At 65.1% G+C, this 25044-nt stretch carries 25 protein-coding genes; 9 read left to right on the top strand and 16 right to left on the bottom strand.

Annotation, left to right across the window (positions count from 1 at the left end):
- Positions 1-108 precede the first annotated feature (108 nt).
- Together AB4112_RS33585 and AB4112_RS33580 are read left to right on the top strand one after the other, a co-directional pair.
- The gene (locus AB4112_RS33585) at positions 109-1005 is read left to right on the top strand and encodes a serine hydrolase domain-containing protein (RefSeq protein WP_441726428.1); all 897 of its coding nucleotides are present in this window, start codon (positions 109-111) and stop codon (positions 1003-1005) included.
- Positions 1006-2297: 1292 nt separating this feature from the next.
- On the top strand, positions 2298-2813 hold the full coding sequence (locus AB4112_RS33580) for a recombinase family protein (RefSeq protein ID WP_441726425.1): 516 nt from the start codon (positions 2298-2300) through the stop codon (positions 2811-2813).
- On the opposite strand, the gene AB4112_RS33575 is transcribed toward AB4112_RS33580, so the two are convergent.
- The 4 genes from AB4112_RS33575 to tnpA form a co-directional block, all read right to left on the bottom strand.
- Positions 2810-3220 (bottom strand): hypothetical protein, encoded by a 411-nt coding sequence (locus AB4112_RS33575; RefSeq protein WP_441726422.1) that lies wholly within the window; start codon positions 3218-3220, stop codon positions 2810-2812. The two genes, AB4112_RS33580 and AB4112_RS33575, sit on opposite strands and share 4 nt — an antisense overlap.
- A gap of 33 nt (positions 3221-3253) precedes the next feature.
- Entirely contained in the window at positions 3254-4840 is a 1587-nt protein-coding gene (gene tnpC, locus AB4112_RS33570; RefSeq protein ID WP_441726489.1) for an IS66 family transposase, read from the bottom strand.
- A 74-nt stretch (positions 4841-4914) separates the two neighbouring features.
- Entirely contained in the window at positions 4915-5262 is a 348-nt protein-coding gene (gene tnpB, locus AB4112_RS33565) for an IS66 family insertion sequence element accessory protein TnpB (RefSeq protein WP_441726419.1), read from the bottom strand.
- Complete coding sequence (gene tnpA / locus AB4112_RS33560; RefSeq protein ID WP_441726416.1) at positions 5259-5693, bottom strand: IS66-like element accessory protein TnpA; 435 nt, start codon at positions 5691-5693, stop codon at positions 5259-5261. Before tnpA ends, tnpB begins: the two co-directional genes overlap by 4 nt.
- A 112-nt stretch (positions 5694-5805) precedes the next feature.
- Here tnpA and AB4112_RS33555 point away from each other — a divergent pair, with 112 nt between their 5' ends.
- Entirely contained in the window at positions 5806-6144 is a 339-nt protein-coding gene (locus AB4112_RS33555; RefSeq protein WP_441726413.1) for a recombinase family protein, read from the top strand.
- 18 nt (positions 6145-6162) lie between these two features.
- Here the strand turns inward: AB4112_RS33555 and AB4112_RS33550 are convergent, their stop codons facing one another.
- A complete protein-coding gene (locus AB4112_RS33550) occupies positions 6163-6981 on the bottom strand; it encodes a serine hydrolase domain-containing protein (protein ID WP_441726411.1) in 819 nt (272 codons plus the stop codon).
- Positions 6982-7187: 206 nt separating this feature from the next.
- Here AB4112_RS33550 and AB4112_RS33545 point away from each other — a divergent pair, with 206 nt between their 5' ends.
- From AB4112_RS33545 to AB4112_RS33530, 4 genes are all read left to right on the top strand, one after another.
- Positions 7188-7826: an ArsR/SmtB family transcription factor gene (locus tag AB4112_RS33545; RefSeq protein WP_441726408.1), complete on the top strand. Its 639-nt coding sequence runs from the start codon at positions 7188-7190 to the stop codon at positions 7824-7826.
- Positions 7823-9052 carry an MFS transporter gene (locus AB4112_RS33540; RefSeq protein ID WP_441726405.1) on the top strand — a complete coding sequence of 410 codons (1230 nt, stop codon included), beginning with the start codon at positions 7823-7825 and terminating at the stop codon, positions 9050-9052. The genes AB4112_RS33545 and AB4112_RS33540 overlap by 4 nt, the downstream gene beginning before the upstream one ends.
- A gap of 303 nt (positions 9053-9355) precedes the next feature.
- Positions 9356-9838: a VOC family protein gene (locus AB4112_RS33535; RefSeq protein WP_441726402.1), complete on the top strand. Its 483-nt coding sequence runs from the start codon at positions 9356-9358 to the stop codon at positions 9836-9838.
- Between the two features lie 243 nt (positions 9839-10081).
- On the top strand, positions 10082-10303 hold the full coding sequence (locus tag AB4112_RS33530; protein ID WP_441726399.1) for a hypothetical protein: 222 nt from the start codon (positions 10082-10084) through the stop codon (positions 10301-10303).
- 134 nt (positions 10304-10437) lie between these two features.
- Here AB4112_RS33530 and AB4112_RS33525 read toward each other — a convergent pair whose 3' ends face one another.
- Entirely contained in the window at positions 10438-10998 is a 561-nt protein-coding gene (locus AB4112_RS33525) for a GNAT family N-acetyltransferase (RefSeq protein WP_441726396.1), read from the bottom strand.
- Between the two features lie 758 nt (positions 10999-11756).
- Here AB4112_RS33525 and AB4112_RS33520 point away from each other — a divergent pair.
- Complete coding sequence (locus tag AB4112_RS33520; protein ID WP_441726393.1) at positions 11757-13565, top strand: ABCB family ABC transporter ATP-binding protein/permease; 1809 nt, start codon at positions 11757-11759, stop codon at positions 13563-13565.
- 325 nt (positions 13566-13890) lie between these two features.
- Here AB4112_RS33520 and AB4112_RS33515 read toward each other — a convergent pair whose 3' ends face one another.
- The 9 genes from AB4112_RS33515 to AB4112_RS33475 form a co-directional block, all read right to left on the bottom strand.
- Positions 13891-14907 (bottom strand): SMP-30/gluconolactonase/LRE family protein, encoded by a 1017-nt coding sequence (locus AB4112_RS33515; protein WP_441726390.1) that lies wholly within the window; start codon positions 14905-14907, stop codon positions 13891-13893.
- A 75-nt stretch (positions 14908-14982) separates the two neighbouring features.
- Positions 14983-15741, bottom strand: a complete 759-nt coding sequence (locus AB4112_RS33510) for an alpha/beta fold hydrolase (RefSeq protein ID WP_441726388.1) — start codon at positions 15739-15741, stop codon at positions 14983-14985.
- A 41-nt stretch (positions 15742-15782) separates the two neighbouring features.
- Positions 15783-17048 carry an L-dopachrome tautomerase-related protein gene (locus AB4112_RS33505; RefSeq protein ID WP_441726385.1) on the bottom strand — a complete coding sequence of 422 codons (1266 nt, stop codon included), beginning with the start codon at positions 17046-17048 and terminating at the stop codon, positions 15783-15785.
- Positions 17045-17485, bottom strand: a complete 441-nt coding sequence (locus AB4112_RS33500; protein WP_309795690.1) for a GlcG/HbpS family heme-binding protein — start codon at positions 17483-17485, stop codon at positions 17045-17047. The genes AB4112_RS33505 and AB4112_RS33500 overlap by 4 nt, the downstream gene beginning before the upstream one ends.
- Positions 17486-17508: 23 nt before the next feature.
- Entirely contained in the window at positions 17509-18288 is a 780-nt protein-coding gene (locus AB4112_RS33495; protein WP_441726382.1) for a glycine betaine ABC transporter substrate-binding protein, read from the bottom strand.
- 43 nt (positions 18289-18331) lie between these two features.
- Positions 18332-18913: a cupin domain-containing protein gene (locus AB4112_RS33490; RefSeq protein ID WP_441726379.1), complete on the bottom strand. Its 582-nt coding sequence runs from the start codon at positions 18911-18913 to the stop codon at positions 18332-18334.
- A 76-nt stretch (positions 18914-18989) separates the two neighbouring features.
- Positions 18990-20585, bottom strand: coding sequence for a benzoylformate decarboxylase (gene mdlC, locus AB4112_RS33485; RefSeq protein WP_441726376.1), 1596 nt, complete (start codon positions 20583-20585; stop codon positions 18990-18992).
- Positions 20586-20608: 23 nt separating this feature from the next.
- The gene (locus AB4112_RS33480) at positions 20609-22015 is read right to left on the bottom strand and encodes an NAD-dependent succinate-semialdehyde dehydrogenase (RefSeq protein ID WP_441726373.1); all 1407 of its coding nucleotides are present in this window, start codon (positions 22013-22015) and stop codon (positions 20609-20611) included.
- 78 nt (positions 22016-22093) lie between these two features.
- Positions 22094-23200, bottom strand: a complete 1107-nt coding sequence (locus AB4112_RS33475; protein ID WP_441726370.1) for an enolase C-terminal domain-like protein — start codon at positions 23198-23200, stop codon at positions 22094-22096.
- A gap of 390 nt (positions 23201-23590) precedes the next feature.
- Between AB4112_RS33475 and AB4112_RS33470 the strand changes: the two genes are divergently transcribed.
- Positions 23591-24451, top strand: a complete 861-nt coding sequence (locus tag AB4112_RS33470; protein WP_309795678.1) for a LysR substrate-binding domain-containing protein — start codon at positions 23591-23593, stop codon at positions 24449-24451.
- Positions 24452-24634: 183 nt separating this feature from the next.
- Here the strand turns inward: AB4112_RS33470 and AB4112_RS33465 are convergent.
- A partial coding sequence (locus AB4112_RS33465) for a hypothetical protein (protein WP_441726366.1) occupies positions 24635-25044 on the bottom strand: 410 nt, incomplete at its 5' end.

The following is a 25044-nucleotide window of genomic DNA, read 5'->3' as shown; positions in this document are numbered from 1 at the left end:
AGAAGGGGTGAGCAGCGGCCATGGCGCCGGGCTCCCGAAACCGGACAAGGCTGGATTCGACCCTGAGCGGCCATTGACCTGCCGGTCTGATGCCGTGATCCTTGCCCCATGAAATATCGCTCCTCCCACTCGGCGTGGATCACGAGCGACGGGGCGGTGAATTCCGCGGGAGCGGCATCTTCCGTGTTCCCTTGGTGGAGCTTCACCAAGACCGTGCTGGCGATCTGTGCGCTCCGCTTGGTCGAGCAGGGCCGGCTCGACTTGGACGCGCTTCCGCATGAGAGGGCCTACACCCTCCGACAACTCCTGCAGCATCGATCTGGAGTCCCGGACTACAACCGACTGAAGGCCTATCAAGACGCCGTCGCCCGGAACGATGCTGCATGGTCTCGCGATCGCCTTCTGAGCACTGTCGGCGCGGATCGCCTCAGCTTTCAGCCCGGGGCAGGCTGGGCCTACAGCAATGTTGGCTACATGTTCGTCCGCGAGATAATCGAGGGCGCAACGGGCCTTCCCTTGGGAGCGGCCCTTGAGGAGCTGTTGTTCGGTCCGTTGGAGGTGCGGTCGGTTCGGCTTGCGGCGACGCCCTCGGACTTCGCCGACGTGTTCTGGCCAGATCTCAGGACTTACGACCCGAGATGGGTTTACCACGGCTGTCTCACCGGCACTCCGGTCGATGCGGTCAAGGTGCTTCATGCCCTTCTCCTTGGGCAGATCCTGAGACCAGCCACCCTGCACACGATGCTGGAACGGCACGAACTGGGTGGCGCCATTCCGGGTCGGCCCTGGACCGCCTGCGGCTATGGCCTTGGGCTCATGTCTGGACGAATGGGCGAAGCGGGCAGAGCCATTGGCCACTCCGGCGGCGGCCCTCACAGCTCGAACGCCGTCTACCATTTTCCTGACCTGGCTTCTCCGATCACGGTTGCGACCTACACGGACAGCGAGGATGAGGGATTGGCGGAGGCCGATGCTATGACCATTGCGTTGCGAGCGGGTCGGTGATCGACTCCGACCCGAAGCTGCCGCCTTAAGTTACCACGAAAGTACTTAGATTGTGCGGCTCGTGGAATCGCAACCCTGTCCGTTACTGGTCACCGTTCCATGATATATGATCTCATTACGAAGAGAATCTGGCATCATACCGACAAGATCGGAAGCAATATATACTGCGTTCATGTACCAAATGGGCGAAGATTCGCTGAGGAATTTAACGATAGCCACGCAGATAGAATCAACTTTGCATACCCCGGATCCGACTACGACTCGATTTATGTTTCTTATGGACACGTGTTGGGCACCAAAATGAATGGTGAGGACTATGACCTCGTTGTGCGAGCATACCCTGAAATGGACCCCTGACGACGCGCACTTGCGCGCCTGCATCGGCCCGCGCGGGACTTCCGCTTTCCGCCCAATGCCGTCGGCCCAGCCGAATCACGGGCGCCCGGAAGCGGCCGTGGCGCTCGGCTCCGGAAAGCGGACCTGACCGCACGCGACCCGAAACGGACAAGGCTATTGGACCGACGTCAGGATTCAAGCGCACTCATAATCGACTGAAAAAACGGCACCCCCATCGGCTGTGGTCCCGACAATTGCAATCCAATCGAATAGGTCGGCAGGCGCAACCTCGGCCTCAGCCGCCATTTCATGGAGTTCATGCACATCTTCTGGCTCAACATTATAAGTCAGCGATACCCTGAGCTTGAGTTCGGCGGGAAAGCGGGCCTTTCCGTCGAGGCCGCTCTCGTACGCACATCCTCCATTGAGGACCCCATCCAAACCGTCCGTCCGGGCGTCAAAGATGCTGGCATGGTGACCGCACCGTACGCACTCAGCGCTATGCGGGGGTCGATAAAGTGTCTCGCCAGGATTTACGAGATGGTACGGCGAGGGGTTAGGTACGACCAGGGGGTGCGAGTATAGTTCAAATATCGCCCCCCCACACTTTGGACAACTGAGTTGGAAGTCGGCCGTGATCTCGGCAGCCGGACCGGCCTGTCCCGGCAAGAGCGAAAGAGCAAAGTCCTTCAGCGCGCGCGGATGGCTCCGAGCAGCAAGAGCGGCCATTGGACTGCGCTCGACCATGTAACCTCCTGATGCCGAAAGCCCAAGGTAGGGTTACACAGAACTCGGAGGCTGCACTACCACGACATTCCCACACGGCTATGCAAGCCTTGTGACGTTCGTCTGCTTTCCGCCCTTCCCGGACGGACTGCCTGGACGGATCGCGTCGAAAGCCGCCGCAGGAGGAGCCCTCCCTTGATGCTCGCACAGGCGCCGTCAGAACGGGATCAATGGCGATCCGTCCTCAGGGTGCCGAGTCCGCTTTCGGGCACGATTCGATGCCGGAGATGTCCGCTCCGGAGAGGCCTGCAGCGCCTGCGGTGGTCCGCTATGGGCCGGAGCGCACCCCGGTGGAAGGTCAGCATGGTGAAAGCGTTAGTGCCCGTCCGTTCAACGGCCGTTTGACGGCCGGCTCGCAACCTGTCCGCCAACCCAGGTTGACGGTGGCTTTCCGGACAGATAGTTTGCCGGACGGGTTTTCGGACAAGGGCCGGTGCGGGATGGCGGAGATCGGCTACGCGCGGGTATCGACGGCCGACCAGGATCCGGCATTGCAGCTCGACGCACTTGCCAAGGTCGGCTGCGCCCGGGTGTTCCAGGACAAGGCATCCGGAGGGAAAGCCGACCGGCCGGGTCTGACGGCGGCCCTGGCCTTCGTGCGGGAGGGCGACGTTCTGGTGGTGTGGAAGCTGGACCGCCTCGGCCGCTCGCTGGTAAGCGTCAGCCGGAGACCGCAGCGCGCTTAAGTCAAGTTCTGGTGGAACCAGTTCAGACGCTCTTGCTCTTCCTCTGGGGTCCGCTTTGCCACCAGCACGAAGCCGATGAGCTGGTTGTTCTGATCTGACCAGAAGACACCGAGCCATCCAGTCCCGTCGAACGCTGCCATAGTGAGCGGTTGCGACGGCGGCAACTTCTCCAGCGCAGTCAGCAACGAGGGAAAGCCGTACGTGGTGACACCGGCCTTGGCTGTGCTGTCGTGCCTGATGCGATAAATCCGGAGCCAGTGGCTGGCCGGATGGTAGTCCGTTCGGTCCCCTGACGGGGCGACCTGGGCCAGACCGGGCTGCTTCAGAAAGGCGAGAGCTGCCTGTGCCTCATCGCTTGGCGGGAGGGCCGCAATAAACTGTTCGATTGATTTTAAGACACTGCCCACAGCGCGGCTCCAGAATCCCAAGTGCGCACCAAGTCAGGCTGCCTCGCGCACTCTGCCCTGAAGGCTCTTCCAGTTCCAGGGCAGAAGTTCTTCCAGCCGATTGATCGGATGCCCCTTGGCCATGAGATCGATCACGTCGGCCAGATAAGCCTCTGGATCGAGGCCATTCAACTTCGCCGTCTCCAGCACGCTGTAGAGGATGGCGGCTCGATCGCCACCGGCCTCGGAGCCCAGGAACAGGAAATTCTTTCTGGTGAGCGCGATCCCGCGCAGGGACCGTTCGGCCGGATTGTTGTCGATGCCGATGCGCCCGTCGGCGACGTAGAGGGTGAGCGAATCCCAGCGCGTCACCGCGTATCCAATCGCCTTGTAGAGCGTATTCTTCGAGGAGAGGCGTCGCCGCTGCACCTCGAACCATTGCTTGAGATCGTTGAGGATCGGGGCGGCGTGTTCCTGCCGCGCGGCGACACGCTGTTCGGCCGTCTGGCCGGTGATCGCGGCCTCGACCTCATAGAGCTGCCCGATGCGGCGCAGCGCCTCCTCGGCTATCGGCGACTTGGTCTTCTCGAACTCGTCGTAGATGTGCCGCCGGGCGTGCGCCCAGCAGGCCGCATGGGCGATGCCGGGTTGGACGAGGCCGGAGGGTCGCGTCAGCGCCTCATAGCCCTTGTAGGCGTCCGCCTGGATCACCCCGCTGAATCCGGCGAGATGGTCGCGCGGCCGCTCGCCTTTGCGGTCCGGGCTGAAGCGATAGAATGCGGCTGGCGCCCGTTCGCCGCACCAAGGTCGCTCATCGACCAGATAGGTCCAGAGCCGACCGAGCCTGGTCTGGCCGTTGCCGGGCGCCAGAACCTTGATCTGCGTGTCGTCGGTATGAATGACCGGCGCCGCCATCACGTGCGCACCGATCAACGCGGCGAGCGGTGCCGCCCACCAGGCGGCATGGCCGCCCCAATCTGCGAGCGTCGCGCGCTCGATCTCGATGCCTTCGCGCGCCAGGATCGCCGATTGCCGATAGAGCGGCAGCCCGTCCAGATACTTCGATACGACGACATTGGCGAGGAGGCCTGGGCCGGGGCGACCCTTCTCGACCGGCAGGTTCGGCAATGGCGCCTGGATGATCGTCTCGCAGGCTCGGCAGGAGAGCTTCGGCCGGATATGACGGATCACTTTGAGTCGGGCCGGGATCTTCTCCAGCACCTCGGTCACGTCTTCGCCCAGCTTCGAGAAATGCGTCCCGCCGCAGCCGGGGCAGACCTCGCCCACCGCATGGACGATCTCCTCGCGCGGTAGATGTTCCGGCAGCGGCCGACGCACCGGCTGACGCCGGTCCCGCTTGCGCCGTTCGGGTGTCTCGCCCTCGGCGTTCAGCGACGGGGCGGTCCGGGCCGCTTCACCTTCCTCCAGATCTTCGAGCATCAGTTCGAGCTGCGCGATCTGTCGGTCGAGCTTCTCGGACGAACGGCCGAACTGAATCCGGCGCAGCGTGGCGAGCTGGGCTTTGTACTGCTCGATCAGGATGCGGGCACCGGTCAGTTCCGCCCGCGCCGTGGCCAGTTCGGCCTCGCGTTCGGCAAGCCGGGCGCGAAGCTCGGCGATCTCTCCGGCGGCATCGATCATGGGGAAGATTTTACCCGAAAACGGCGCCATCGGCACGTCGGCGGGCTCACCCCGAGTCACTTTGCCGCGCCGATTCAGCAGGCCGTTTCCGGCCGCCAGGTTCGCACCGGCGCCCGCCAATCGATCCCTTCCAGCAGCATCGAAATCTGGGCGGCGGAAAGCGCTACCGAACCTTCCCTGGCCTGGGGCCACACGAAGCGGCCGCGCTCCAGCCGCTTCGAGAACAGGCAGAGGCCTTGCCCGTCCCACCATAAAATCTTGATCAAATCACCGCGTCGTCCGCGAAAGGCGTAAAGCGCGCCGTCATGCGGATCGAGCTTCAGCATCGTCTGGACCTGGGCGGCCAAGCTGTCGAACCCGCGCCGCATATCGGTGACGCCGCACGCCAGATAGATGCGGACGTTGCCGGGAATGCCAATCACGACAGTGCCGACAGGACTCGCCGCAAGACCGCTTCGCCGACATCGCCGGTGACGCGCAGCTTCACGCCGCTCGGTAGCTCGACCTCAATGGCGCCGACGGCGGTGGGCACACCATCGGCCAAGTCCGGCACGGCAGTCGGTTCGGGCAGCGCCGCGTCGGCCATCACCGAGACCGGCACGAACCCGGTCAGCTCTCCCGACCGGAATTGCTTGCGCCAGGTCGAAAGCTGGCCGGTGCCGATGCCATGCATCCGGCACGCGAGGCTCGGCGACGACCCCGGCGCCATGCTCTGCGCCAGAACCCGCAGCTTCTCTTCGGTGCTCCAACGCCGCCGCCGTTCCGGGCCGTTTAGAACCTCACCGCGCAGCTCCGGAGCGCTCGTATGAGCACTTCGAAGCGCCTCCTTATCGATACCCGACACGCCGTCCATTCGCCCACCGCTCAAGCTGAGCGGACAGCATGCCGATCAAAAGCGTCATGAGAAGGCGTGGGTCGGCTGACGCTTACGCTCGCTGCCGCACCTGATCGAGACCGTCACTGCGTTGGAGACCCGGGGCGTCGGCTTCCGCTCCCTGACGGAAGCGATCGACACCACCACATCTGGCGGCCGGCTGATCTTCCACATCTTCGGCGCCCTCGGGCAGTTCGAGCGTGACCTCATCCAAGAACGGACCCGCGCCGGTCTTGACGCCGCCGCCGCCCGCGGCCGCCGGGGCGGACGGAAGCCGGTGGTGACGGAGGAGAGGCTCCGCCGGGCTAGGACGCTCATCGCCCAGGGCCTCACGGTCCGCGAGGCTGCGGCACGGGTCAGGGTAGGCAAGACCGCGCTGTATGCGGCGCTTGGCGCGCAGACCGTGAACGCCTCTGATCACTCGACCTGACGGGTTCCGCGTGTGTTCTCACGAACCGGACAATCTGATCACTTTCGTGTCATGACCCCATTCAGGGATGATCTGCCGATCTCGCCATTTGTCTTCTCTGAGATAGAGCAAACTAAATCGCGCCAGGTCGCGGGCCGTCATGTCGGCATGGTAAGCCGGAAAAGCCGATCCCTTCCGGTATTGGTATCGGTAGTCGCCAACGTCGAAGTCCTGCATTCCCGTCGGCCGGGCAATTCGTTCGATGAAGGCACTATATACGTCCCTGCGGGTCAAAGCAGCGAAGATCATACAAAGTGCATTGAAATCCCAATTGTTATAGTACCAGAATGCTCCGGAAGGATGGCTGCCGCGCCTTGGGCGCGCCCGTTTCATCCTCTCTGTTTCCGCGGCTTCGGGCAGATAAATACTAGGTCGTGACATGAGTAGATCAAGAACCGTCGCCTTCATCTCCGATTCGGTCAGATGAGTAATGTCATCCAGCCCGATTGATCCCAGATCCTCTTCTAAATTGATCGTTCCATCAGCGATGTAGGTTCCGATCAGAGCGCTTAAGAGGCTCTTGCGAACAGAGGCAATGCGAAGTTTTGCGTCAACCTTTCCCCACTCGTCGACGATCGCACCGCATTGGACAATGACCACAGCTGCGGTATCGAGGATCTCCGAATACTGACGCGATTCGCGCAGTCGGTCGGGGTTCCTTTTTGCCTTTTCGGTCGGCGGCAACATATCCCAAGTTGCTGTCGGGAAGGTTTCGGTCGGGCAGAGATGGTCCCCTCCGGCGGCCAGAGCGCAACCGAGCAGCAGAGAGCAAACAGCAGCATCGCCTTCATGCGTCATCCTAAACGGTCCTGGGGTCGTCCTTCCACTCCCTCTGGCCATGCGCGAATTCCGCTCTCCGCCCTTCCCTGCCCGGCGCCACCGGCGCCATAGCCATAACCCGCGGGGTCTGGGCGGTCTCAATCAGCCTCGGTCTCGCAGCGCGCTCAGATCCAAACCGCAAACAAACATTTGCAAAGATATATATGCGAACTTAAGCTGAGCGGATGAAATCGCCTCGCCCTTCGGCTCCCGCGACCGCGCCCCGCAACCTCCGGCGGGTCGTCCCCGACGCAACGGCCCTCAAGGCGCTGGCGCATCCGGTTCGATTGCGGATGCTAGGCCTGCTCAGGGTCGACGGCCCCGCCACCGCGACGCAGCTGGCGGCGCGGCTGGGCCTCAACAGCGGCGCCACGAGCTATCACCTCCGTCAGCTGGCCCAGTATGGCTTCATCGAGGACAAGCCGAGGCCGTCGCGCCGCGACCGCTGGTGGCAGGCCAGTCACGAACTGACCTCCGTGCTCGAGACGGATGCCGAAGGCGCGGAGCTGGATGCGGGCGTCGCCTTCACCCAGGCGTCGCTGTCCCTGCAGGTCGGCCAGATGCAGCAGGCCGTCGAGGAATATGCCGAGCTGCCGGCCCGATGGCGCAAGGCCAGCACGGCCAGCGACATCACCGTCCCGCTGACGGCGCAACAGGCCGAGGCCCTGACCCGGCGGCTGACCGACATCATGCTGGAGGCGATGCGGGACGCCCCGCCTTTGGGGGAACCGATGCCCCCGGACATGGCGCCCTTCACGATCATGCTGCGCGCCTTTCCCTATCCGGGCCGCATCCCGCACCGCGAGGAGGATGACGAGCCATGAGCGCACGCGCGCCCTTTCTCGCCCTGGCGGTCGCCGAGACCTTCTCGATTTCCGGCACGAGGCTGTCGACGATCGCCATCCCCTGGCTGGTGCTGAGCACGACGGGCAGCCCGGTGTCGACCGGGCTGGTGGCGATGACGGAGACGCTGCCCTATGTCGTCGCCAAAGCGCTGGGCGGTCCGCTGATCGACCGGATCGGCCCGAAGCGGATCGCCATCTTCTGCGATGCGGCCTCGGTGGCCGTGGTCGGGCTGGTGCCCCTGCTGCATCTGCTGGGCATGCTGACCATCCCGGTCCTGCTTCCGATCGTCTTTGTCATCGGCGTGCTGCGCGGTCCGTCCGATGCGGCCAAGCAAGCGATGGTTCCGGACATCGCCGAGTTGGCGGCGGTGCCGCTGGAACGGGTGACCGGCGTCGTCGGCACCATCGAGAGGCTGGCATCGACAGTGGGGGCGGCCGGCGCCGGCGCGCTGATCGCCATGATCGGTCCGGCCCAGGCCCTTGTCTTCAACGCCGTCACCTTTGCCGTCGCCGCCCTGATCGTCGGGGTGGGCATTCCCGCACTGCGCCACATCCCGGTCGCGGCGACGGCGTCCTATGGCCGAGATCTGCTGGAGGGCCGGACCCTTCTGCGCCGGGATGCGGTGCTGATGGGCATCGCCGTCATGGTGGCGGTCACCAATCTCCTGGACCAGGCCTTTCATGCCGTGCTGCTGCCGGTCTGGACATTGGATGCGGGCCACGGCCCCGAACTGCTGGGGGCGATGCTGGCGGTGTTCTCCGGCTGCTCCATGGTGGGTGCGGCCATTGCCGCGTCCATCGGCGAACGGATGCCGCGCCTCATCGTCTATACGGCCGCGTTCCTCCTGACCGGGTTTCCGCGCTTCCTCGTCCTCGCGGTGGATGTGCCACTCGCCCTGGTCTTCGCCACCCTGGCGATCGGCGGGTTTGCCTCCGGTTTCCTCAACCCGATCCTGTCGGCCGTGATGTTCGAGCGGATCCCCAGGCCCCTGATCGGCCGCGTCTCGTCGATGGCCATGGCCTTCTGCTGGACCCTGATCCCCTTCGGCGGGCTGTTCGGCGGCGCGCTGGTCAGCGGCCTCGGCCTTCCCGCCGCCCTGCTGCTGACCGGGCTAGCCTATCTGGCGGCAACGCTGCTGCCGCTGGCGCGCAAGAGCTTCCGCGGCTTCGAGAAGAGACGGATCGCCGGCGCCAATCCATCCTGAGCTACCGTGTGGATGTGCGCTGTTGGGCCACCGGAGTCGTTTAGCTAGGCCGCACCACACGGTAGATTTCGCTTCTGCTGTCGATGGGGCCGACTTAACCGCGCCATAAGCGAAAGCTCTGAAGCTCGCTCCGGACCGGACATTGCCGGAGCACGCAGCAGTCCGGTCTATTGCCCACCTGGCGATGCCGGCGGGCGCCCTGACCCGAATCAGCCATTCCCTTGAATACTGCGCTCGCCTACCCTTGCTAATCCATTGATCGGGCGAAGCTCGGTCCAAGCAGCCACTGGGAGTGATGCAACCGTGAGTGTTGTTCCGATCCAGGCTCTCTATGAGACGCATCTGACCGTCAGCGATCTCGAACGCTCCATCGCGTTCTATCGAGACATCCTTGGTCTCGAACTCGCCCACAGAGTTCCGGCCCGGCACGCCGCGTTCTTCTGGGTTGGCGTCCGGGAGCGGAGTATGCTGGGCCTCTGGTCGATCCACTCGTCTCCTCTCCGACTCAGGCTGCATATTTCGTTCAGGGTCGATCTGGACGCTGTGAACCGCTCAATCGCAGCCCTCCGTCAGGCCGGGATCGAGCCCAGGCCGGCATTTGGCCAGCCCGCTCACGAACCGATCGTCTTCTCCTGGATGCCCGCTGCTAGCGTCTTCTTCGACGATCCGGACGGGCACTCGCTGGAGTTCATAGCACTGCTCCCGGACGAACCTCGTCCGGAGCATGGTGTCATGTCACTCAGCGAGTGGCGGGCGCTCAACAGAGCTGTTGCGCCGACATCCTGATCAGGCCTGAACAGCCTGAGTGGCTGCGTCCCATTTCTCAAAGCGGCCGATCGCTACCGACTGAAGGCGCCATATGCGTACTCTCCGCCGGCACCTCCAAACTGGACTTGGCCCCGGCCGACCTGCATGGTCATCATGGCAAGTCGATCGATTGAACCAGCTACGCAGGCCTGCGTAAGCAGCTCTGTAGTATAATCTGCATGCTGACCTTGCGATACGCTGGGGTATCAGGTGGAAGCAGTTATGGACGATATCGGGCCGACAAAAATATTGCCGCCGCCTCGGACGCTGTTTTGGCAGGATCCGCTTCGGTTCGTGATGATAATCGGGATGACGATCGGACTCATCGGATCGGTGCTGGACAGGCAGTACTGGATCGCCGGTGACATCGGCATGATCGGATGGACGCTGGGAATCGCCGCAGGGATTGCAGCGACGATTCGAAAGCGAAGTGGCCGGAACTGAAGGGGCCAGCTCACCGTCGCTTCTCGATCGGCCCGGTCCGGCTCAGATGCGCCAATAGGAGACGTCGCGCCGCCTTCTCAAGAGCAGACGTATGCCGGGTCGGCTGCACCCGCCAAAATGCACACTGAACCAGCTCAGCGATTCTGAGCAGTTGGCAGACTGGCTCCAGGGCACAGTCGGAGATCATCCCAGGCGTAGGCGATCTCGGTCACCCTTGCTGGTCCGAGGGTAATCGGCCGCCCTGCAACTGACTGCCCGCCGAGCTTCTCGTAGAAGGCACGGTTCGGATTCTCCGAGAGGACCCACACAAACATACTCTGCCGGTCGTGACGCTGGTGCTCGGTAACGATCGCGCGAAACAACCGGGTGCCAACGCCTCGGCGCTGCCAGCCATCCCGGACGTAGAGCGCATACAGTTCGCCGGCTTGCGACAGCGTTTGCTGTCGGTTGGGCCCGCCATTCGCGAATCCGATGATCTCCTGTTGCGGCTGAACAACGGCAACAGCGTACGAAGTTCCGGGCAGGCTCATCGTTCGCCGGTGCCGGCTCTCCTGATGCGGGTAGGACATGCTGTCCAAAAAATCATCTGAAAGCCGGCCGCGAAAGGTTGTGCACCACGTGTCAATTAGGACCCTCGCAATCGCGCCTAGGTCCGTCTCAATTGCCGGTCGGATCACTATTTGCTTCGCGTCCATGGGCCTAGACTAACAGATCACGGCCAAGGCCTTGGCCGTCATTCCTCGGACCGCTACGAATGGGTCGGAGACGCGCCATCACCGACCCGTCGCGATTATGCCTCCAGCGCGGACATGACCGCATTCGACGCTCTTGTGGCCTTCCGAGCAGCCATGCTGCATCGATGGCTCCATCCTAAGCAGTCAGTGCGTCAGCGGCACAATAGCTGCACAATGGAAGTGTTGATCGGGAAGGCCTGATGAACCTGAAGCGTATTGCCAAAGGGCTGATCGTCCTGAACCTCGTCGCTCTCGCCCTAACGGCGGCCGCGGCCCTCATCCGCGGACTCCACCGGGTTTTCGGCAAGCGCAGCAGATCAGCCGAGCAGCTTCATGGGAGATCTTTGGTCCGAGAGGAACGCGGGCATCTCAGCTGGTGTCCTGCTGATATCAGGTGCGGTCGTCTGGTTTGGAATCGTCTGGGTGCTGGCCAAGATCTCCCGTTTAGTCTGAAGTCGAAAGTGTCGCCGGGGCCGCTTTCCGCCCTTCGCTGTCGGCCTGACGTGGCTCGGCTGCGTAAAATGCGTCATCTCGCCCGCCTCGCGAAAGCGGACGCCTCTAGCCGATAGCGCCAGGCCGTTCCCAAGTCTTTCAGATCGACACAGCGTTCCAGGGCGTTTCGTCTCCGCGATGCCTAGGCGTCGATCCGGGATCAGAGGGTGCTTGTGAAACCTATCCCAACCGGGAATGCCGGAGTCGGAGGGAACGGAAACCGAGGCATGTCGAGGACACCGCCTCGAGCGGAGAGCGGCGCGCGGAGCGACCTGACCACACTGGCCCGGGTCATGCCCTTCCTGTGGCAGGGCGAAGGCTGGGGCGCCCGGCTGCGCATCATGGCCTGCATCGGGCTGACATTCCTGTCCTCCTTCGCCGTGGCATTCGTGCCCCTCCTGTTTTCAGTGGCGATCGATACCTATGCTGGCCACGGCAACCCCTGGGCGATCGGAGCGCTAGGCGTCATCTCCGCCTATGCCGCCGCGACCTGGGCCGCACGCCTCCTAGGCATGCTGCAGATGCGGCTGTACGTGCCGATCGAACATCGCCTGGAGAGGAGGCTGAGCCGCACCTTCTTCAGGCATCTGCACGGGCTGTCGCTGCGGTTTCACCTCACCCGCCATACCGGCGCAATCAGCGACGACCTGGCACGCGGCCTGACCGGCATCCGCGAGCTGATCTACAGCGCCGCCTTCAGCGTCCTGCCCCTGGCGTTCGAGATTGCCGTCACCTGCATCATCCTATTGGCGCATCTGCCGCCCTTCTATGCCCTGGTCACCGCTGGCACCCTGGCCGCCTTCGTGTGGGCGATGAGAATAGGCGCCGAAAACCTGCGCACCGCCCTGAAAGCAATGCAGCAGGAGCGCCGCGGCGCCCAGGCGGTCGCCATCGACAGTCTGCTCAACTACGAGACGGTGAAGTGCTTCGGTGCCGAAGATGCGATCGGCCGCCGCCACGATGAGCGGCTGGAGGCGGTGGAGCTCCTGGCGGCGCGCAGCTTGGCGCTGCATAACCTGAACGCCGTCGTCCAGGGGATGGTGCTAAGCGTCGGTCTCGCCATCCTCGTCATCCTCGGCGGCCGGGAGGTCGAAGCCGGCACCATGACGGTCGGCGACCTGGTGCTGCTAAACACTTATTTCCTACGCCTAGCCCGACCGCTGGAGCAGCTGAGCCGGCTGTACCGGACGATCCGAAACTCCCTCACTTCGGTCGAGCAAATGCTCGCCATGCTCGACGAAAGACCCGAGGTCACGGACGCGCCGGGTGCGGGGCCGCTGCCGCCCGGCCGCGGCGAGTTGGTCTTCGAGCACGTCTCCTTCGCCTACGACCCGCGCCGGCCGATCCTGTGCGACGTGTCCTTCACCCTGCCGGCCGGTCGGACCGTGGCGGTGGTCGGCGCCTCGGGCGCGGGCAAATCGACCATTGCCCGGCTGCTGTTCCGATTCTACGACCCGTCCGACGGCCGGATTCTGATGGACGGCCAGGACCTGCGCGACCTTACCCAGGCGTCGCTGCGGGCCGGCATCGCCGTGGTGCCGCAGGACACGGTGCTGCTGAACGAGACGCTGTTTGACAACTTGGTCTTCGGCCGGCCCGAGGCGACGCGCGAAGAAGTCGAGGCGGCGGCGCGGATTGCCCAGTTAGATCGTTTCGTCGCCGGGCTGCCGGATGGCTGGGACACCCGGGTCGGCGAGCGCGGGCTGAAACTGTCGGGCGGCGAGAAGCAGCGCGTCGCGATCGCCCGCGCCGTACTGAAGCAGCCGCGACTTTTCATCTTCGACGAGGCGACCTCATCGCTCGACAGCACCACCGAGCAGGCGATCCAGGAACGGCTGGCCGAGGCGTCGCGCGGCACCTCGACCCTGATCATCGCCCACCGGCTGTCGACCATGGTCAACGCCGACGAGATCCTGGTGCTGGAGCGCGGCCGGATCGCCGAGCGCGGCAGCCACGCTGCGCTGGTCGCCCGGGGCGAAGTCTACGCCGGTTTGTGGCAGCGCCAGCATCGGGTGGCAGAGCCGGCAGTAGAGTAGCTTCGTTGAGCTTCCGTACCAATTCCGACCGGCTAAACGCCGACTGGACTGCGCCATAAGCGGTCAGTGCGGATGCGGCTTGATACCGGACATTGACCGAAGCCGAGGAAGCCGGCCCATCTCCCGCCCAACCGGCCGGCGAGCCGTAGCCTAAACCGGCCCTTTCACGCGGTTCCCCGAACCGGACACCGCCCTTGCCGAACCAAGTTGTTCGGACAACAGACGCTGACACTATCTGTCCTTCCATGCTCAATGCGTCAGACGGTGCCATTCCAGAAAATAGAAGCGGTGGCGAAGGCGTCCGCCCGGAGCGCGGGCTGGGCTGTCACCGCTTTACCGGCTTGAGGCCAAGAGCGATCGAGTAGACGGTCACGGGCCGCCAGACGGCATCCTGGCCGTGGTTGAGGCCTGGAGTGCGGTTAAGCTGCGCGGCGGGCAGCCACAGCTTGCCGTCATCACTGATCCACATGGCATCCACCCAGGCAAGTCGAGGATCGGCGAGTAAGATCGAAATCCGGCCATCCGGCGAAATGGCCAGGATCCGAGACCGATCCGTATCGCTGACATAGATCGTCCCGGCGGCATCGATTGCGGTGCCGCCGGTCGAAGGCGTGTCTGCGAAAGGTTCGACATGACTGACCAGCGCCGCTTCGGCGAGTGACGGGTCATCGAGATAGCGCGTCTCGATCCGCGACATTGGACCGGAACAGGGCTGGTAGTAGAGCCAGCGCCCGTCATTCGAAACTTCCAGCTGATCAGCATGGATGACGATTGCCTTTCCCGCGGCGTCCACGAGCGCCCGGCCCTCCGCCACCAGTGGCCGGGCCGCCACCGTCGAAGGATGGCCGTCCAGGACCCGGCGGGCCCGGCCCGTCGCCAAGTCCAGCACGATCAGGCCCGGACGGCCGGCGTCGGTGAAGTAGGCATGGCCGCCGTTGAACCGAACGTCGTCGACGAAGCTCTCACCCTGGGCGACCGAGGAGAGATCGTAGATGCGGGTCACCTGGTCAGTGCCAGGATCGATGCGGACCAGCTTAGGGCCGCCCGCAACCAGCGTCCCTTCGATGCCGGGCTTACCGCGATCAACGGCCCATAACCCGCCGTCGGGGCCGACCCGCAACGAGTTCACGCCGACGAAGGCGGCATGCCCGTCCTGGCCGTCCCGCCAACCATTCCAACGCGAGTCTGGATAGGGCCTGGCCGAGCCCGTGGTGATTTCGACGACCTCGGGCTGACCGGCCTGTTGCGGCTGGACGACCGCAAAGCGCCGTCCGTCGGCTGTCGTCGCGACGCCGTTGACGATCAGCGTGTCCGATTCGAATTCCGGCATCAGGTCAGGCACTTGGTCCGCCATTGCGGGCCACGCCGCAAGCAGGAGAACGAGGAACATCGAGCGTGGTGGACATGGCATGCCGGCCTACCGAAAGCCAGCGGCGGCTTCGATCACCTTGGCCACCGCCTCCGGCTGGGCCAGCATCGCCACGTGGCTGCTCTTCAGCGTCGTCATACTGGCCTTGATCTTCCGGGCCATCGCCTCCTCGAGCGCCGGCGGGATCATGCGGTCGTCGGCGGCGACGACAAACCAGCTCGGCTTGGTGGCCCAGGCCGCAGCGGTCGTCTTCTCGCCGAAATTCGCGGCCCGGATAGGTCCCTGCGTGGCGGCAATGAGCCGCCGCTCGCTGGCAGGAAGATCCGGCGCGAAATCCTTTGTCACGCCGTCATCTGAGAGATGGGCGAAGCCCGACGGGTCGACCTGGATGGCGGCCCCGCCCGGCGCGTCCGGATACCCCTTGAGAAGATCCTGGTCGCTTTCGCCCGGATCATTGGCGAAGGCGGCCACATAGACCAGCGACCTGACCTTCTCGGCGGTGCCGGCTTCGGTGATGACGGTGCCGCCCCAACTGTGCCCGACCAGCGTCACCGGCCCCGAGGCGCGATCGATGGCGCGCGTCGTCACGGCAACATCGTCGGCCAGCGACGTCATCGGCAGCTGGACGGCGATCACACGCAGGCCCTTCGCCTCGAGCAGCGGGATGACCTTGCTCCAGCTGAAGCCGTCGGCGAAGGCGCCATGCACCAGAACCACGGTGCCGTCGGCAGCGACGGCAAGCGGTGCCGCGAGGGCAAGCATCGCGGCGAAAGACAGTGCAATCGGACGCCCGAACCAAGACTGCATCGAAAACCTCCGGAAGGATTGGTGGAACGTGAAGCCTTGGGTCACTTGAGGAGCACAGGGCCGGCGTCGATCTTCACCCGGAACAGCGTGTAGGGCTTCTCGCGCAGATCGCGGCCCTCGTGGAACTGGGCCTGCCGGTGCAGCTGGTTGGCCGTGAAGTACATGTAGCCGTCGGACGCCACCGACAGCGTGTCGGGCCACAGGATCCTCGGGTCATGGGCTATGGTCGTCCACTCGCCGTCGGTCTCGCGCCGGCGAACGCTGTTGCGCTCATAGTCGCCGGCGTAGATCCGGCCCTTGTCGTCCGCTTCCAGGCCGTCCGATGCGCCCTTTTCGCCCAGGTCGACAACGGCCGCAGCGACCGTGGCTTCGGGGGCCGAGCGATCCAGCAACAGGGCGGTCGGAATGGAATACAGGTGCCGGCTCGACAACGGGCAGTAGTAGAGGGTCGCACCGTCCGCCGAGATGGCAATCCCGTCGGAGGCGACGTTGAACGGCGCCGGTGGCTTGCCCGTTTGCCGGACCGCAAGCCGTTCGCCTTCCACGACCGGGATGAATGCCGGGTCCGGGGAGGTCGACGGGTGTCCGGTGAGCTTCCGCCAGCTCTCGCCACTGTCGAGATCGACCACAATGATGCCGCCCGGGCCACTGACCGAGGAATCGGTGATGTAGGCGACGCCCGCCTTGCCCTGGCGGAGGTCGAAGCGCACGTCGTTGATGTAGGTCGTCGACAGGACGGTCGAGGCGGACAGGACGATGGTCTTCACCACCTTGTCGGTCGCGAGGTCGACCGCCACCAGCTTCGCGCCGCCGGCGACTGGCGCCGAGAAGTCGGGTGCCGCCGTGTCGAGGATCCAGAGCCGGTTGGCCGGGTCGACCACCACGCTTTGCACGCTGCCGAGGGTTTCGCCAGGCCTGCCCGGATCAAACCGGTTGATGGCCGCGTCCGGATACGGGACCACGCGGCCGGCTCGGATCTCGCCGACCGTAAAGGGAACCTCGTCGCCCCAACGGGGAAAATTGACGAAGATGCGGCCACCGGCGGCGACCGTGACGCCGGTCGGCATCGCCTCGTGGAACTCGAAGACCGGCTCGATCCGGCCGATCGGGCGGTCGCTGGCGAGGCGCTCGGTCGCGCCGGATGCCGATGATGTGGTGGACGGCAATTGCGGCTCTCCCTGTTTCTGCGCGACGGCCGCTGCCGGCTCGAAGGCGGCGGCTGTGGCAATGATGATGACTATTCTGCTCCAGGCCACTGTCCGGGCAAAGCGGGCGGACCGGCGCCTGCCGGCGATCCGGGGCGTCATGCTGACGAGGCGCCGAGCGCCGCTAGGACGGCGTCGCGCCCTGCCTCGGCCACCGCGACGTCTTGCTCGGTGCTTCCGGAACCGACGCCGATCGCCCCGAGGACAGCGCCCTGGAAGACGATCGGCAGCCCACCGCCGAGGTTGACGATGCCGCCATGGCTGGCAAGGCCGAGATTGGCCCCGAACTCGAACGGGATTCCGCCGGTGGGCGCGCCCAGGGATGCGCTGGTGGCGGCCTTGGCGATCGCGGGATCTCGGGCCAGGACGGCCGCGCCATCCACCCGCGCGAATGCCAAGAGATTGCCGCCGGCATCGACCATGGCGATGCATTCGGGAGCTGCCAGCTCCCGGGATTTCGCAACCGCGGCTTCGATAGCGATGGCGGCGGCAGCGTAGGTCAGCTGCCGGCTGTTCCGAATAAGGGAGGGTGTGGACATATCTGGTCCCCGTGCGTGATGGGCTAGAGGTCTGTGGCGGTGTCGGCCGGCCGGCCTGGCGCCGGCGGTTGCGCGTCGAGGCCGTACGCACTGCGGAGGGCATCGTCCAGCGCACTCAGACGATCATTGCCGAGATGAAGCATCGCCAGCTCCGCGAGCGCGGCTTGGCCTATATTGGCTTCGGCGTCCCGCCGAACAATCAGCGTGGCCTTGTCCACGCCGCCGAGGAGCCCTTTCGGTTCTTCCAGCGCCCGGATCCGATGACGGTGATGCAGCGCCTGCGGATGCCAGAGAGGGATGACCACCCAGCGCGATGCGGCGACCGCGTCCCCGAACCGGCCGAAGCAATCCTGCTCCGTGCCGGTCCGGAAATGGTATCCGGCGGCTGCCAGGCCGTACTCCACGATCATGGCTTCGGAGAAGCGGCTGATGCCCGCCCCGGGGTTGATTCCTTGGATCAGCCTCTCCATTCGGTCGAGTGCAGGCGGCATCAGCAGGTCCGCCACGCCTGCAATCGACGCTGGCACGTAGTCGGGTACACCCCAGATGCAGTACGGCTCATAGAGAACCGTGATCTCGCGCACCTCGCTACGGAATGGCGCGAGATAGCGGCCATGGCTGGCCGGAAGCCAAGCGGAGACGAGAACGTCGATCTCACCGCGTCCCATCCGCCGGAACGTCTCTTCGTGGGGCGCCGCGGAGCGTTCGATGGCATGGCCGTGTCGTTGAAGGACCGCCTCGACCTCGAGGGCGCTGGCATCATGGAACGAGAGGTCGATGTGCCCCACGCGAATTCTGGTCATTCGGCTGTCTCCGGTGGATGGCTGTCAGCCCGCTCCCGACCCGTCATTTGGAAGCAGCCGCCACCGAAGGCGCCCCGTCGATCCAGTCCTGACGCTGCGGCGAGAAGAAATCGATGTCGACGGTGTCTTCGGTGCAGACGAATTCGTGCGGCGTGTTCGGCGGGATGACCAGGACGGTCCCCGCCGTCATCACGAACTCTTTGCCCTGCGAATAGACCTCGCACCGGCCCTGGGTGATCCAGGTGATCTGTTCGTTCGAATGATGGTGCAGCGGGAAGACACCACCCTTCTTCACGATCCAGCGGACGAGCGTGGATTGCGTGCCATGCAGCATCTGCCGCTGAACCAGCGGGGAGATCTGTTCGATCGGCTGGGCATCGAGTTGGTAGAGCGTCGGCAGGATAGCTGAATGCCCGCTGGCGCTGCCCTGGATTCCCCGCCCTGGGGCGTCGAGAACCGCCGGCGGCCCCGAGAGTGCGGGCGCGACGGCGTCCGCAGCGCCGGCGGATGACGCCAGCAGGGCGAGTGCAACGGGGAGGCAGAGACGGGCCAGGCCCCGGCAATGGACCCTTGTGGCCCGGCGCAGTGCCGGGCCGCGGGATTGGAACTTTTGTCTCTTGGACATCGGACTTTCTCTAATACGCGCGGGCGGCTCTCGGCAGGCCGTCCGGCATCGTGCTGCGGAGGCCATTGTCGAGGACTCAGATCAGCGGCGGAACGGTCGGGTCGATCTCGACCTCAACCAGGTGTGGAACGTTGGAGGCAATTCCGCGCCGAAGTGCAGCCGGAAGGTCGGCCGCGGCCGACACGCGTTCGGCCGTGAGGCCGTAACCAGCCGCCAGCGACACGAAGTCCAGCCCGGGCAGATCCAGGCCCGGCACATTCGGTGTGTCGAGCTGGCGGGCAAACGCCTTCAGGATGTTGTAGGCACCGTTGCGCGGAATGATGAAGAGGATGGGCAGCTTGTGCTGGACTGCCGTCCACAGTGCCTGGATCACATAGTTGGCCGCACCGTCGCCGACGATGTCGATCACCTTGCGGTTGGTGCCGCGGTCGCGCTCCGCCAGGGCAACGCCGACAGCAGCCGGCAGCCCGTAGCCCAGCACCCCGCTCGACATCGAGAAGAAGGACCGCGACCGGCTGGTCGGCAGCCGTTGCCGCAGCCACTTGAGGGTCGACAGCGACTCCTGGACGATCACGCTGTCCGCAGGACGCAATTCGTCGATGGCATGGTAGAGGTGCTCGGCCGTGATGACGGGCCCGGCCGCAGGCGGGCTGAGCTTCGCCCGGATGGGCGGCCCCGAGCGATCGGAGGTCGGGACATGCTCCGCGAGCACCGCGCAGGCCCTGCCGGGATCGGCCAGCACGCTTTCCCCCACCGGCGCGCGCCCGGCCTCGTTGGGGTCGTCGGTGATGTGGAACAGGCGTGAGCCTGCCGGGAGGTAGCTACCGGCGACATAAGGATAGTAACGGAAGACCGGCGCTCCGATGACGACGATCACGTCGTGCCCCTCCAACTCGTTGCAGAGCGGGCCGATGGCACTCGTCAACATGCCCTGGTAAAGGGGGTGTGTCTCGGGAAAGCCTGGCCGTCCCTCGGCCGGGGCCGCCCAGACCTTGCAGCGCAGCCGCTCGGCCAGCCGGACAGCATCATCCCAGCCCCCGCTCTGATCGACAGCACCACCAATGACAAGGACGGGCGATCTCGCGGCGGCGAGAGCGCTGATCACTGGTGCGAGATAGAGCGGGTCGGCACCCAGCCGGCGGCCGATCGTCCGAATCTCCGGTAGAGCCGGGCAAGGCTTATCAACGTCGTCCATGGGGATGGAGAGGAAGACAGGGCCGGCCGGCGGCTGGACCGCCATCGCATAAGCCCGCATGAGCGCGCCGGGGACGTCCTCCGCACGAGCCGGCTCATACGCCCACTTCACGAAGGGCTTCGGGATCTCCAGCGGCTGCGTGTTCGTCAGGTAGGGCTCGATCAGCAGCATCTCGCGCGTCTGCTGCCCGGCCGTGATGATCAGGGGCGCGCGGTTGTACCAAGCGCTCTCGATGTTGCCCAAGGCGTTGCCCATGCCCGCGGCGGTGTGCAGGTTCACCAGCACCGCTTCACCGGTCGCCTGGGCATAGCCATCGGCCATCGCCACCGCCGGCGCTTCCTGCAGCGCGAGCACGTAGCGGAAATCCTTGGGAAAGTTTTTGAGCAGCGTCTCCTCGGTCGAACCGGGATTGCCAAAGATCGTGGTCAACTTCAGACGCCGAGCGACGTCGAAGAAGGCATCCTGAACCGTCTTCATGGGGGTCTCCAGGTGGATGTGGGTCAGCCGGCCTGATCGACGCTGGGGGGCGGCGCGCCGACGGGCGAAACGCTCAGCAGGCGTCGGTTGACGAATTCGCCGAACCCGAGGTCCGAGAGTTCGCGGCCATATCCGGAATTCTTGATGCCGCCAAAGGGCAGAGCGGGGGCGGTCCAGGTGGGATGGTTGACGAAGACCATGCCGCTGTCGATCCGGGCCGCGACCCTGCGGCCCCGGTCGAGGTCCCCTGTGAAGACCGAGCCGCCGAGCCCGAACGGGGTCGCGTTCGCCAGGGCCACCGCCTCATCCTCGGTGTCGACGACGTAGAAGCTCGCGACCGGGCCGAACAGCTCTTGGGTGTAGACAGGGTTGTTGCTGGAAATGTCGGCCAGGATCGTCGCGTCGACATAGAAGCCGGGGCGGTCGACGCGGCCTCCGCCGATCACGACCCGCGCCCCGGCCGCCTTCGCGGCCAAGATCTGCCGCAGCAGCCCGTTCATGGCGCTCTCCGAGGAGACCGGTCCCAGGGTCGTGGCCGGATCGCCGGGATCGCCGGTCCTGAGGGCACTCATCCGCTCCGACAGGCCCTTCAGGAAGACCGCTCCGCGCTCCTTCCCGATGACGATGAAGCGCTTGGCCGCGACGCAGCTCTGGCCGGTGTTGTTCATCCGACCCCACAGCGCATTGTCGAGAGTTGGTTCGAGCGGCGCGTCCTCGAGCACGATGAACGGGTCGCTCCCCCCTAGTTCCATGACGGACTTCTTCAGGTTGCGCCCGGCCCGCTCGGCGACGGCGGCACCCGCCCGCTCGCTGCCCGTGACAGTCACGCCTCGGACGCGCGGGTCGTCGATCAGGCGCGCGACCTGGTCGATGCTGGCGAAGACGTTCGTGTAGGCGCCGGCAGGGGCACCAACCGTCTCAAACAGGCGAGCGAAGGCAAGGGCAGATTGCGGCACGTTCCCGGCGTGCTTGATCATCACGACATTGCCGACCATCAGCTGTGGGCCGGCGACCCGCGCGAGCTGGTAGTATGGGAAGTTCCAGGGCTCCACACCGAGAATGAGCCCGAGCGGGAGGGTTTCCACGATGCTGCCGGGGGCTTCCGCAATCGGCTGCGGCGTCAGGTACCGTTCCGCCCTCTCGGCGTAATAGTCGAGGATATCCGCGGATAGCGAGACCTCAGCACGAGCCTCGGCGATCAGCTTGCCCATCTCGAGCGTCAGGTAGCCGGCATATTCCTCCGCATGCTCGCGGAGCGTCGCTGCGGCTGCGGCAACGATGCGCGCCCGGTCGACGACGGCGCGGTGCCGCCAATCGGTCTCATAGGTGGCCTGGGCCTGCCCGACCGCTGCCTCAAGCTCGGCATCGGAAATGTCGGGAAAGGTGCGGACCATCTCTCCCGTGGCCGGACTGATTGTCTGGTACGCCATCTCGGTCTCCGTGTTCTCGGATCTGGCGGCCGGGCCTGAGTCAGCTCCACCGCCTCGCTGCAGCCGGCGCGACCGGCGCTACGTCGCGACCGCGTATTTGCTGACGGCCGTCTCGTCCCACGCGATGCCGGTGCCGGGTCGGTCCGGCGCCGTCAGATGCCCGTCCACCGGCTGCATCGGCTCCGCCAGGATCGGGCTGGCCCAGTCGACCCATTCCAGCCAATGCGCAGTCGGCGTCACCCGCATCAGGTGCGCGCAGATTTCGGGATAGAGGTGATTGCTGAGCTGAACGCCCGCGGCCCCGGCCAGGCTTGCCGCCCGCAGCCAGCCGGTGACGCCGCCGATCCGCATCAGGTCGGCCATGGCGTAGTGCACGGCGCCGGCGGCGAGGAACGTGAACAGGTCCCGCGCGCCGTAGTAGTTCTCGCCCATCTGCAGTGGCGTGCGGACCTGATGCGCCAGTTGCGCGTAGCCACGGACGTTGTCGTAGGCGATGGGTTCCTCGAACCAGTACAGGCCCTGGTCATCCAGTTCATGGCAGCGACGGATGGCATCTCCCAGCCCGAGCGCCTGGTTGAAGTCCACCATCAGATCGACGCTCTCCCCGACCCCTTCGCGAACCGCTCGGATTGCGGCGAGATCGTCGGCGAGATGGGTGTTGCCCAGGCGCAGCTTCATCGCCGAGAAGCCGCCCTCCGCCCGGAGATCCCTGGCCTCTGAAGCGAGTGTCGAGACCGCGTGCCGCCAGAGGCCGTTGCTGTTGTAGGCGCGGATCGGCCCGAGCGAGCCGCCCAGATACACCGCCAGGGGCAGCCCGGCGGATTTTGCCAAAGCGTCCCACAGCGCCATGTCGATGGCGGAGGTGGCAATGGTCGACACGCCGGAGACGCCGATGACGTTGAGGCCCTTCATGGCCGTTTCGAAGGCATCGAACGGGCCGGTCGCCGTGCTCTTCAGCGCGGTGGCGAGGTCCCGGATCTCGGCGATGACGGATGGAACGGCGGCAGCACGATATGGCGCGACATAACTGCTGCCGACGACGCCCCCGACTGTTTCCACATCGACGAGGACGAGAGGCCAGAGATCGAATCGGCCGATGCCGGCGATGACCGGCCGTCGCAGCGGAACGAGGACGGCGCGGCTTCGTACGGCCTTCAGCTTCAACGGGACGTTGGTTGACGACATGAACGCTCCTTCCGCCGAAACGGCGTCGACGCGAGTGGTCTGGTCGGCAGGACGCCGATCATGGGAATGTCAGTTCGAGGTGGCCGTTGCCGGTCCGATGCGAAGCCTGGCGCAGCCGTCAGACGACGGGGCGTCCTTCGGCATTTGACGTAGAGGTCAAGAACCCAGTCATCGAGCTGCCGCGATCCAGGAGATGGACTGATACTCCCTTCCAAAGATGGAGCTGCATGGCGTTCGATTCCGACTGATGACGTGTCTCCCTGAGGATCCGTGTGCCTGGCCAGAGCAGGCGACACCGATCCATCGGGTCGGCGGAACTATCGATGCTTGGCCAAATGAAGAAAAACGCATAGTTTGAATGGACCCAGTAGCAAGCCTTCTAGATCTCCCATGCCCGATCTCGACATCGACCTGTTACGGGCTTTCGTCGCGGTGGCGGACGCCGGGAGCTTCACCGGCGCCGCCGATGTGGTGGGCCGATCTCAATCCGCCGTGAGCCAGAAGATCCGGCGGCTCGAAGACCTAATCGGATATCCTGTCTTCGATCGAACGAGTCGCTCCCTGTCCCTGACCGGTGCGGGCGGGCAGCTTCTTGTTGGGGCGCGACGCCTGCTGGACCTCAACGACGACGTCGTTCGGTCGCTGCAGGCGCCTCGGACCGCCGGCCGGCTGCGCGTGGGCATCTGCGAGGACTTCGTCCCGCTGCAGCTCTCACGGCTGCTGGCCCGGTTCCTGCGGCTGCATCCGGCCGTCCATCTGGACGTCAACACGAGCCTCACCCACGATCTGCTGCAGGAGTTCGACGAAGGCAACCTCGACCTTGTCATCGCGACGAGGCAGTCCTCCGATCGAGGACGTGTCATCTGGCGCGAGCCCATGGTCTGGTTTGCTGCGTCCGACTTCCGCTTTGATCTGAAACGGCCGTTGCCTCTGGTCATGCTCAGGCCCCCCTGCAGCTACAGGGAGCTGATGTTCACCACGCTCGACACGGCGCGGCAGGACTGGGTCACGGCCTGCACCGTTAGCAGCTTGATGGGCGTGCAGGCCGCCGTCGCAGGGGGGCTCGGGATTACACTGCTCGGCCGCTCCTTCATTCAGGATGGCATGCAGGTGGTGAAGGTGCCGGACTATTGGCCGCCCCTGCCGATGACCGAAATCATTGTGCTCGGGGATGACAATGCTGAGAAGTCGCTGGTACAACCTCTTCTGCAGTTCCTCGTAGAAGGGATGCAGGTTCCGGCGGCCGCGTGACGCGAGTCGCGTCAGCCTTGGCACTCTTAGAAATTTGCCCTCTGAAATGGCTCGGGGTTTGCCGGATTGCGCCAAATGCGGTCATCGCACCCGGCTCTCCAAAGCGGACACCGCCCTAACCCAATGGATCCGGTGGCCTCCGGCCAGCCCGGCCGAAGGAAGATGCACCAAGACCGGTCACCCCTACCCGACGAGCGAATAAAAAGACCGTGCCGCCAGAGCCAGGAGCGCGCCAGCGGCGAGGAAGCGGATCGGCCGGTGCCAAGACCGCGCCGCGCGCCTGGCCCGGGAGCTGCCGAGTAGCGATACCGCCAGCAGGGCGACGCCGAGCGCCTCCAGCGGCACCATCAGCAGCACGCAAGTCTGCGCCGGCCCGGGCAGCTGTGTCGCCATGACCAGGAATTGCGACAGGAAGAACGCGCCGGTCAACGGGTTGGTGGCAGCGATGCAGAGCCCTGCCCCGAAAGCGACGAACACCGGACCTTCGCCGCGTCCCAGCCCGACCTCGCCGACAGGCACACGCTGCCGCAGCAGCTGCAGCGCCATAAGCGCCAGAAGAAGCGCGCCGACGGCCCGTCCGGACAACGCGATCC

The sequence above is a fragment of the Inquilinus sp. 2KB_23 genome (assembly GCF_052115705.1).
GTDB lineage: Bacteria > Pseudomonadota > Alphaproteobacteria > DSM-16000 > Inquilinaceae > Inquilinus > Inquilinus ginsengisoli_A.
The sequence above is the reverse complement of the archived record's forward strand: the minus strand, read 5'-3'. Positions and strand labels throughout refer to the sequence as shown.

Excerpts from the sequence above, each read along its gene's own strand:
- AB4112_RS33510 (WP_441726388.1), bottom strand. The coding sequence starts at position 15,741 with ATGCAGTCTTGGTTCGGGCGTCCGATTGCACTGTCTTTCGCCGCGATG.
- AB4112_RS33475 (WP_441726370.1), bottom strand. The coding sequence starts at position 23,200 with ATGTCGTCAACCAACGTCCCGTTGAAGCTGAAGGCCGTACGAAGCCGC.
- AB4112_RS33500 (WP_309795690.1), bottom strand. The coding sequence starts at position 17,485 with ATGTCCACACCCTCCCTTATTCGGAACAGCCGGCAGCTGACCTACGCT.
- AB4112_RS33490 (WP_441726379.1), bottom strand. The coding sequence starts at position 18,913 with ATGTCCAAGAGACAAAAGTTCCAATCCCGCGGCCCGGCACTGCGCCGG.
- AB4112_RS33580 (WP_441726425.1), top strand. The coding sequence starts at position 2,298 with ATGGCGATCCGTCCTCAGGGTGCCGAGTCCGCTTTCGGGCACGATTCG.
- tnpA (WP_441726416.1), bottom strand. The coding sequence starts at position 5,693 with ATGGACGGCGTGTCGGGTATCGATAAGGAGGCGCTTCGAAGTGCTCAT.
- AB4112_RS33540 (WP_441726405.1), top strand. The coding sequence starts at position 7,823 with ATGAGCGCACGCGCGCCCTTTCTCGCCCTGGCGGTCGCCGAGACCTTC.
- AB4112_RS33585 (WP_441726428.1), top strand. The coding sequence starts at position 109 with ATGAAATATCGCTCCTCCCACTCGGCGTGGATCACGAGCGACGGGGCG.
- AB4112_RS33545 (WP_441726408.1), top strand. The coding sequence starts at position 7,188 with ATGAAATCGCCTCGCCCTTCGGCTCCCGCGACCGCGCCCCGCAACCTC.
- tnpC (WP_441726489.1), bottom strand. The coding sequence starts at position 4,840 with ATGATCGATGCCGCCGGAGAGATCGCCGAGCTTCGCGCCCGGCTTGCC.
- AB4112_RS33525 (WP_441726396.1), bottom strand. The coding sequence starts at position 10,998 with ATGGACGCGAAGCAAATAGTGATCCGACCGGCAATTGAGACGGACCTA.
- mdlC (WP_441726376.1), bottom strand. The coding sequence starts at position 20,585 with ATGAAGACGGTTCAGGATGCCTTCTTCGACGTCGCTCGGCGTCTGAAG.
- AB4112_RS33505 (WP_441726385.1), bottom strand. The coding sequence starts at position 17,048 with ATGACGCCCCGGATCGCCGGCAGGCGCCGGTCCGCCCGCTTTGCCCGG.
- AB4112_RS33530 (WP_441726399.1), top strand. The coding sequence starts at position 10,082 with ATGGACGATATCGGGCCGACAAAAATATTGCCGCCGCCTCGGACGCTG.
- AB4112_RS33480 (WP_441726373.1), bottom strand. The coding sequence starts at position 22,015 with ATGGCGTACCAGACAATCAGTCCGGCCACGGGAGAGATGGTCCGCACC.
- AB4112_RS33470 (WP_309795678.1), top strand. The coding sequence starts at position 23,591 with ATGCCCGATCTCGACATCGACCTGTTACGGGCTTTCGTCGCGGTGGCG.
- AB4112_RS33495 (WP_441726382.1), bottom strand. The coding sequence starts at position 18,288 with ATGACCAGAATTCGCGTGGGGCACATCGACCTCTCGTTCCATGATGCC.
- AB4112_RS33520 (WP_441726393.1), top strand. The coding sequence starts at position 11,757 with ATGTCGAGGACACCGCCTCGAGCGGAGAGCGGCGCGCGGAGCGACCTG.
- AB4112_RS33550 (WP_441726411.1), bottom strand. The coding sequence starts at position 6,981 with ATGACGCATGAAGGCGATGCTGCTGTTTGCTCTCTGCTGCTCGGTTGC.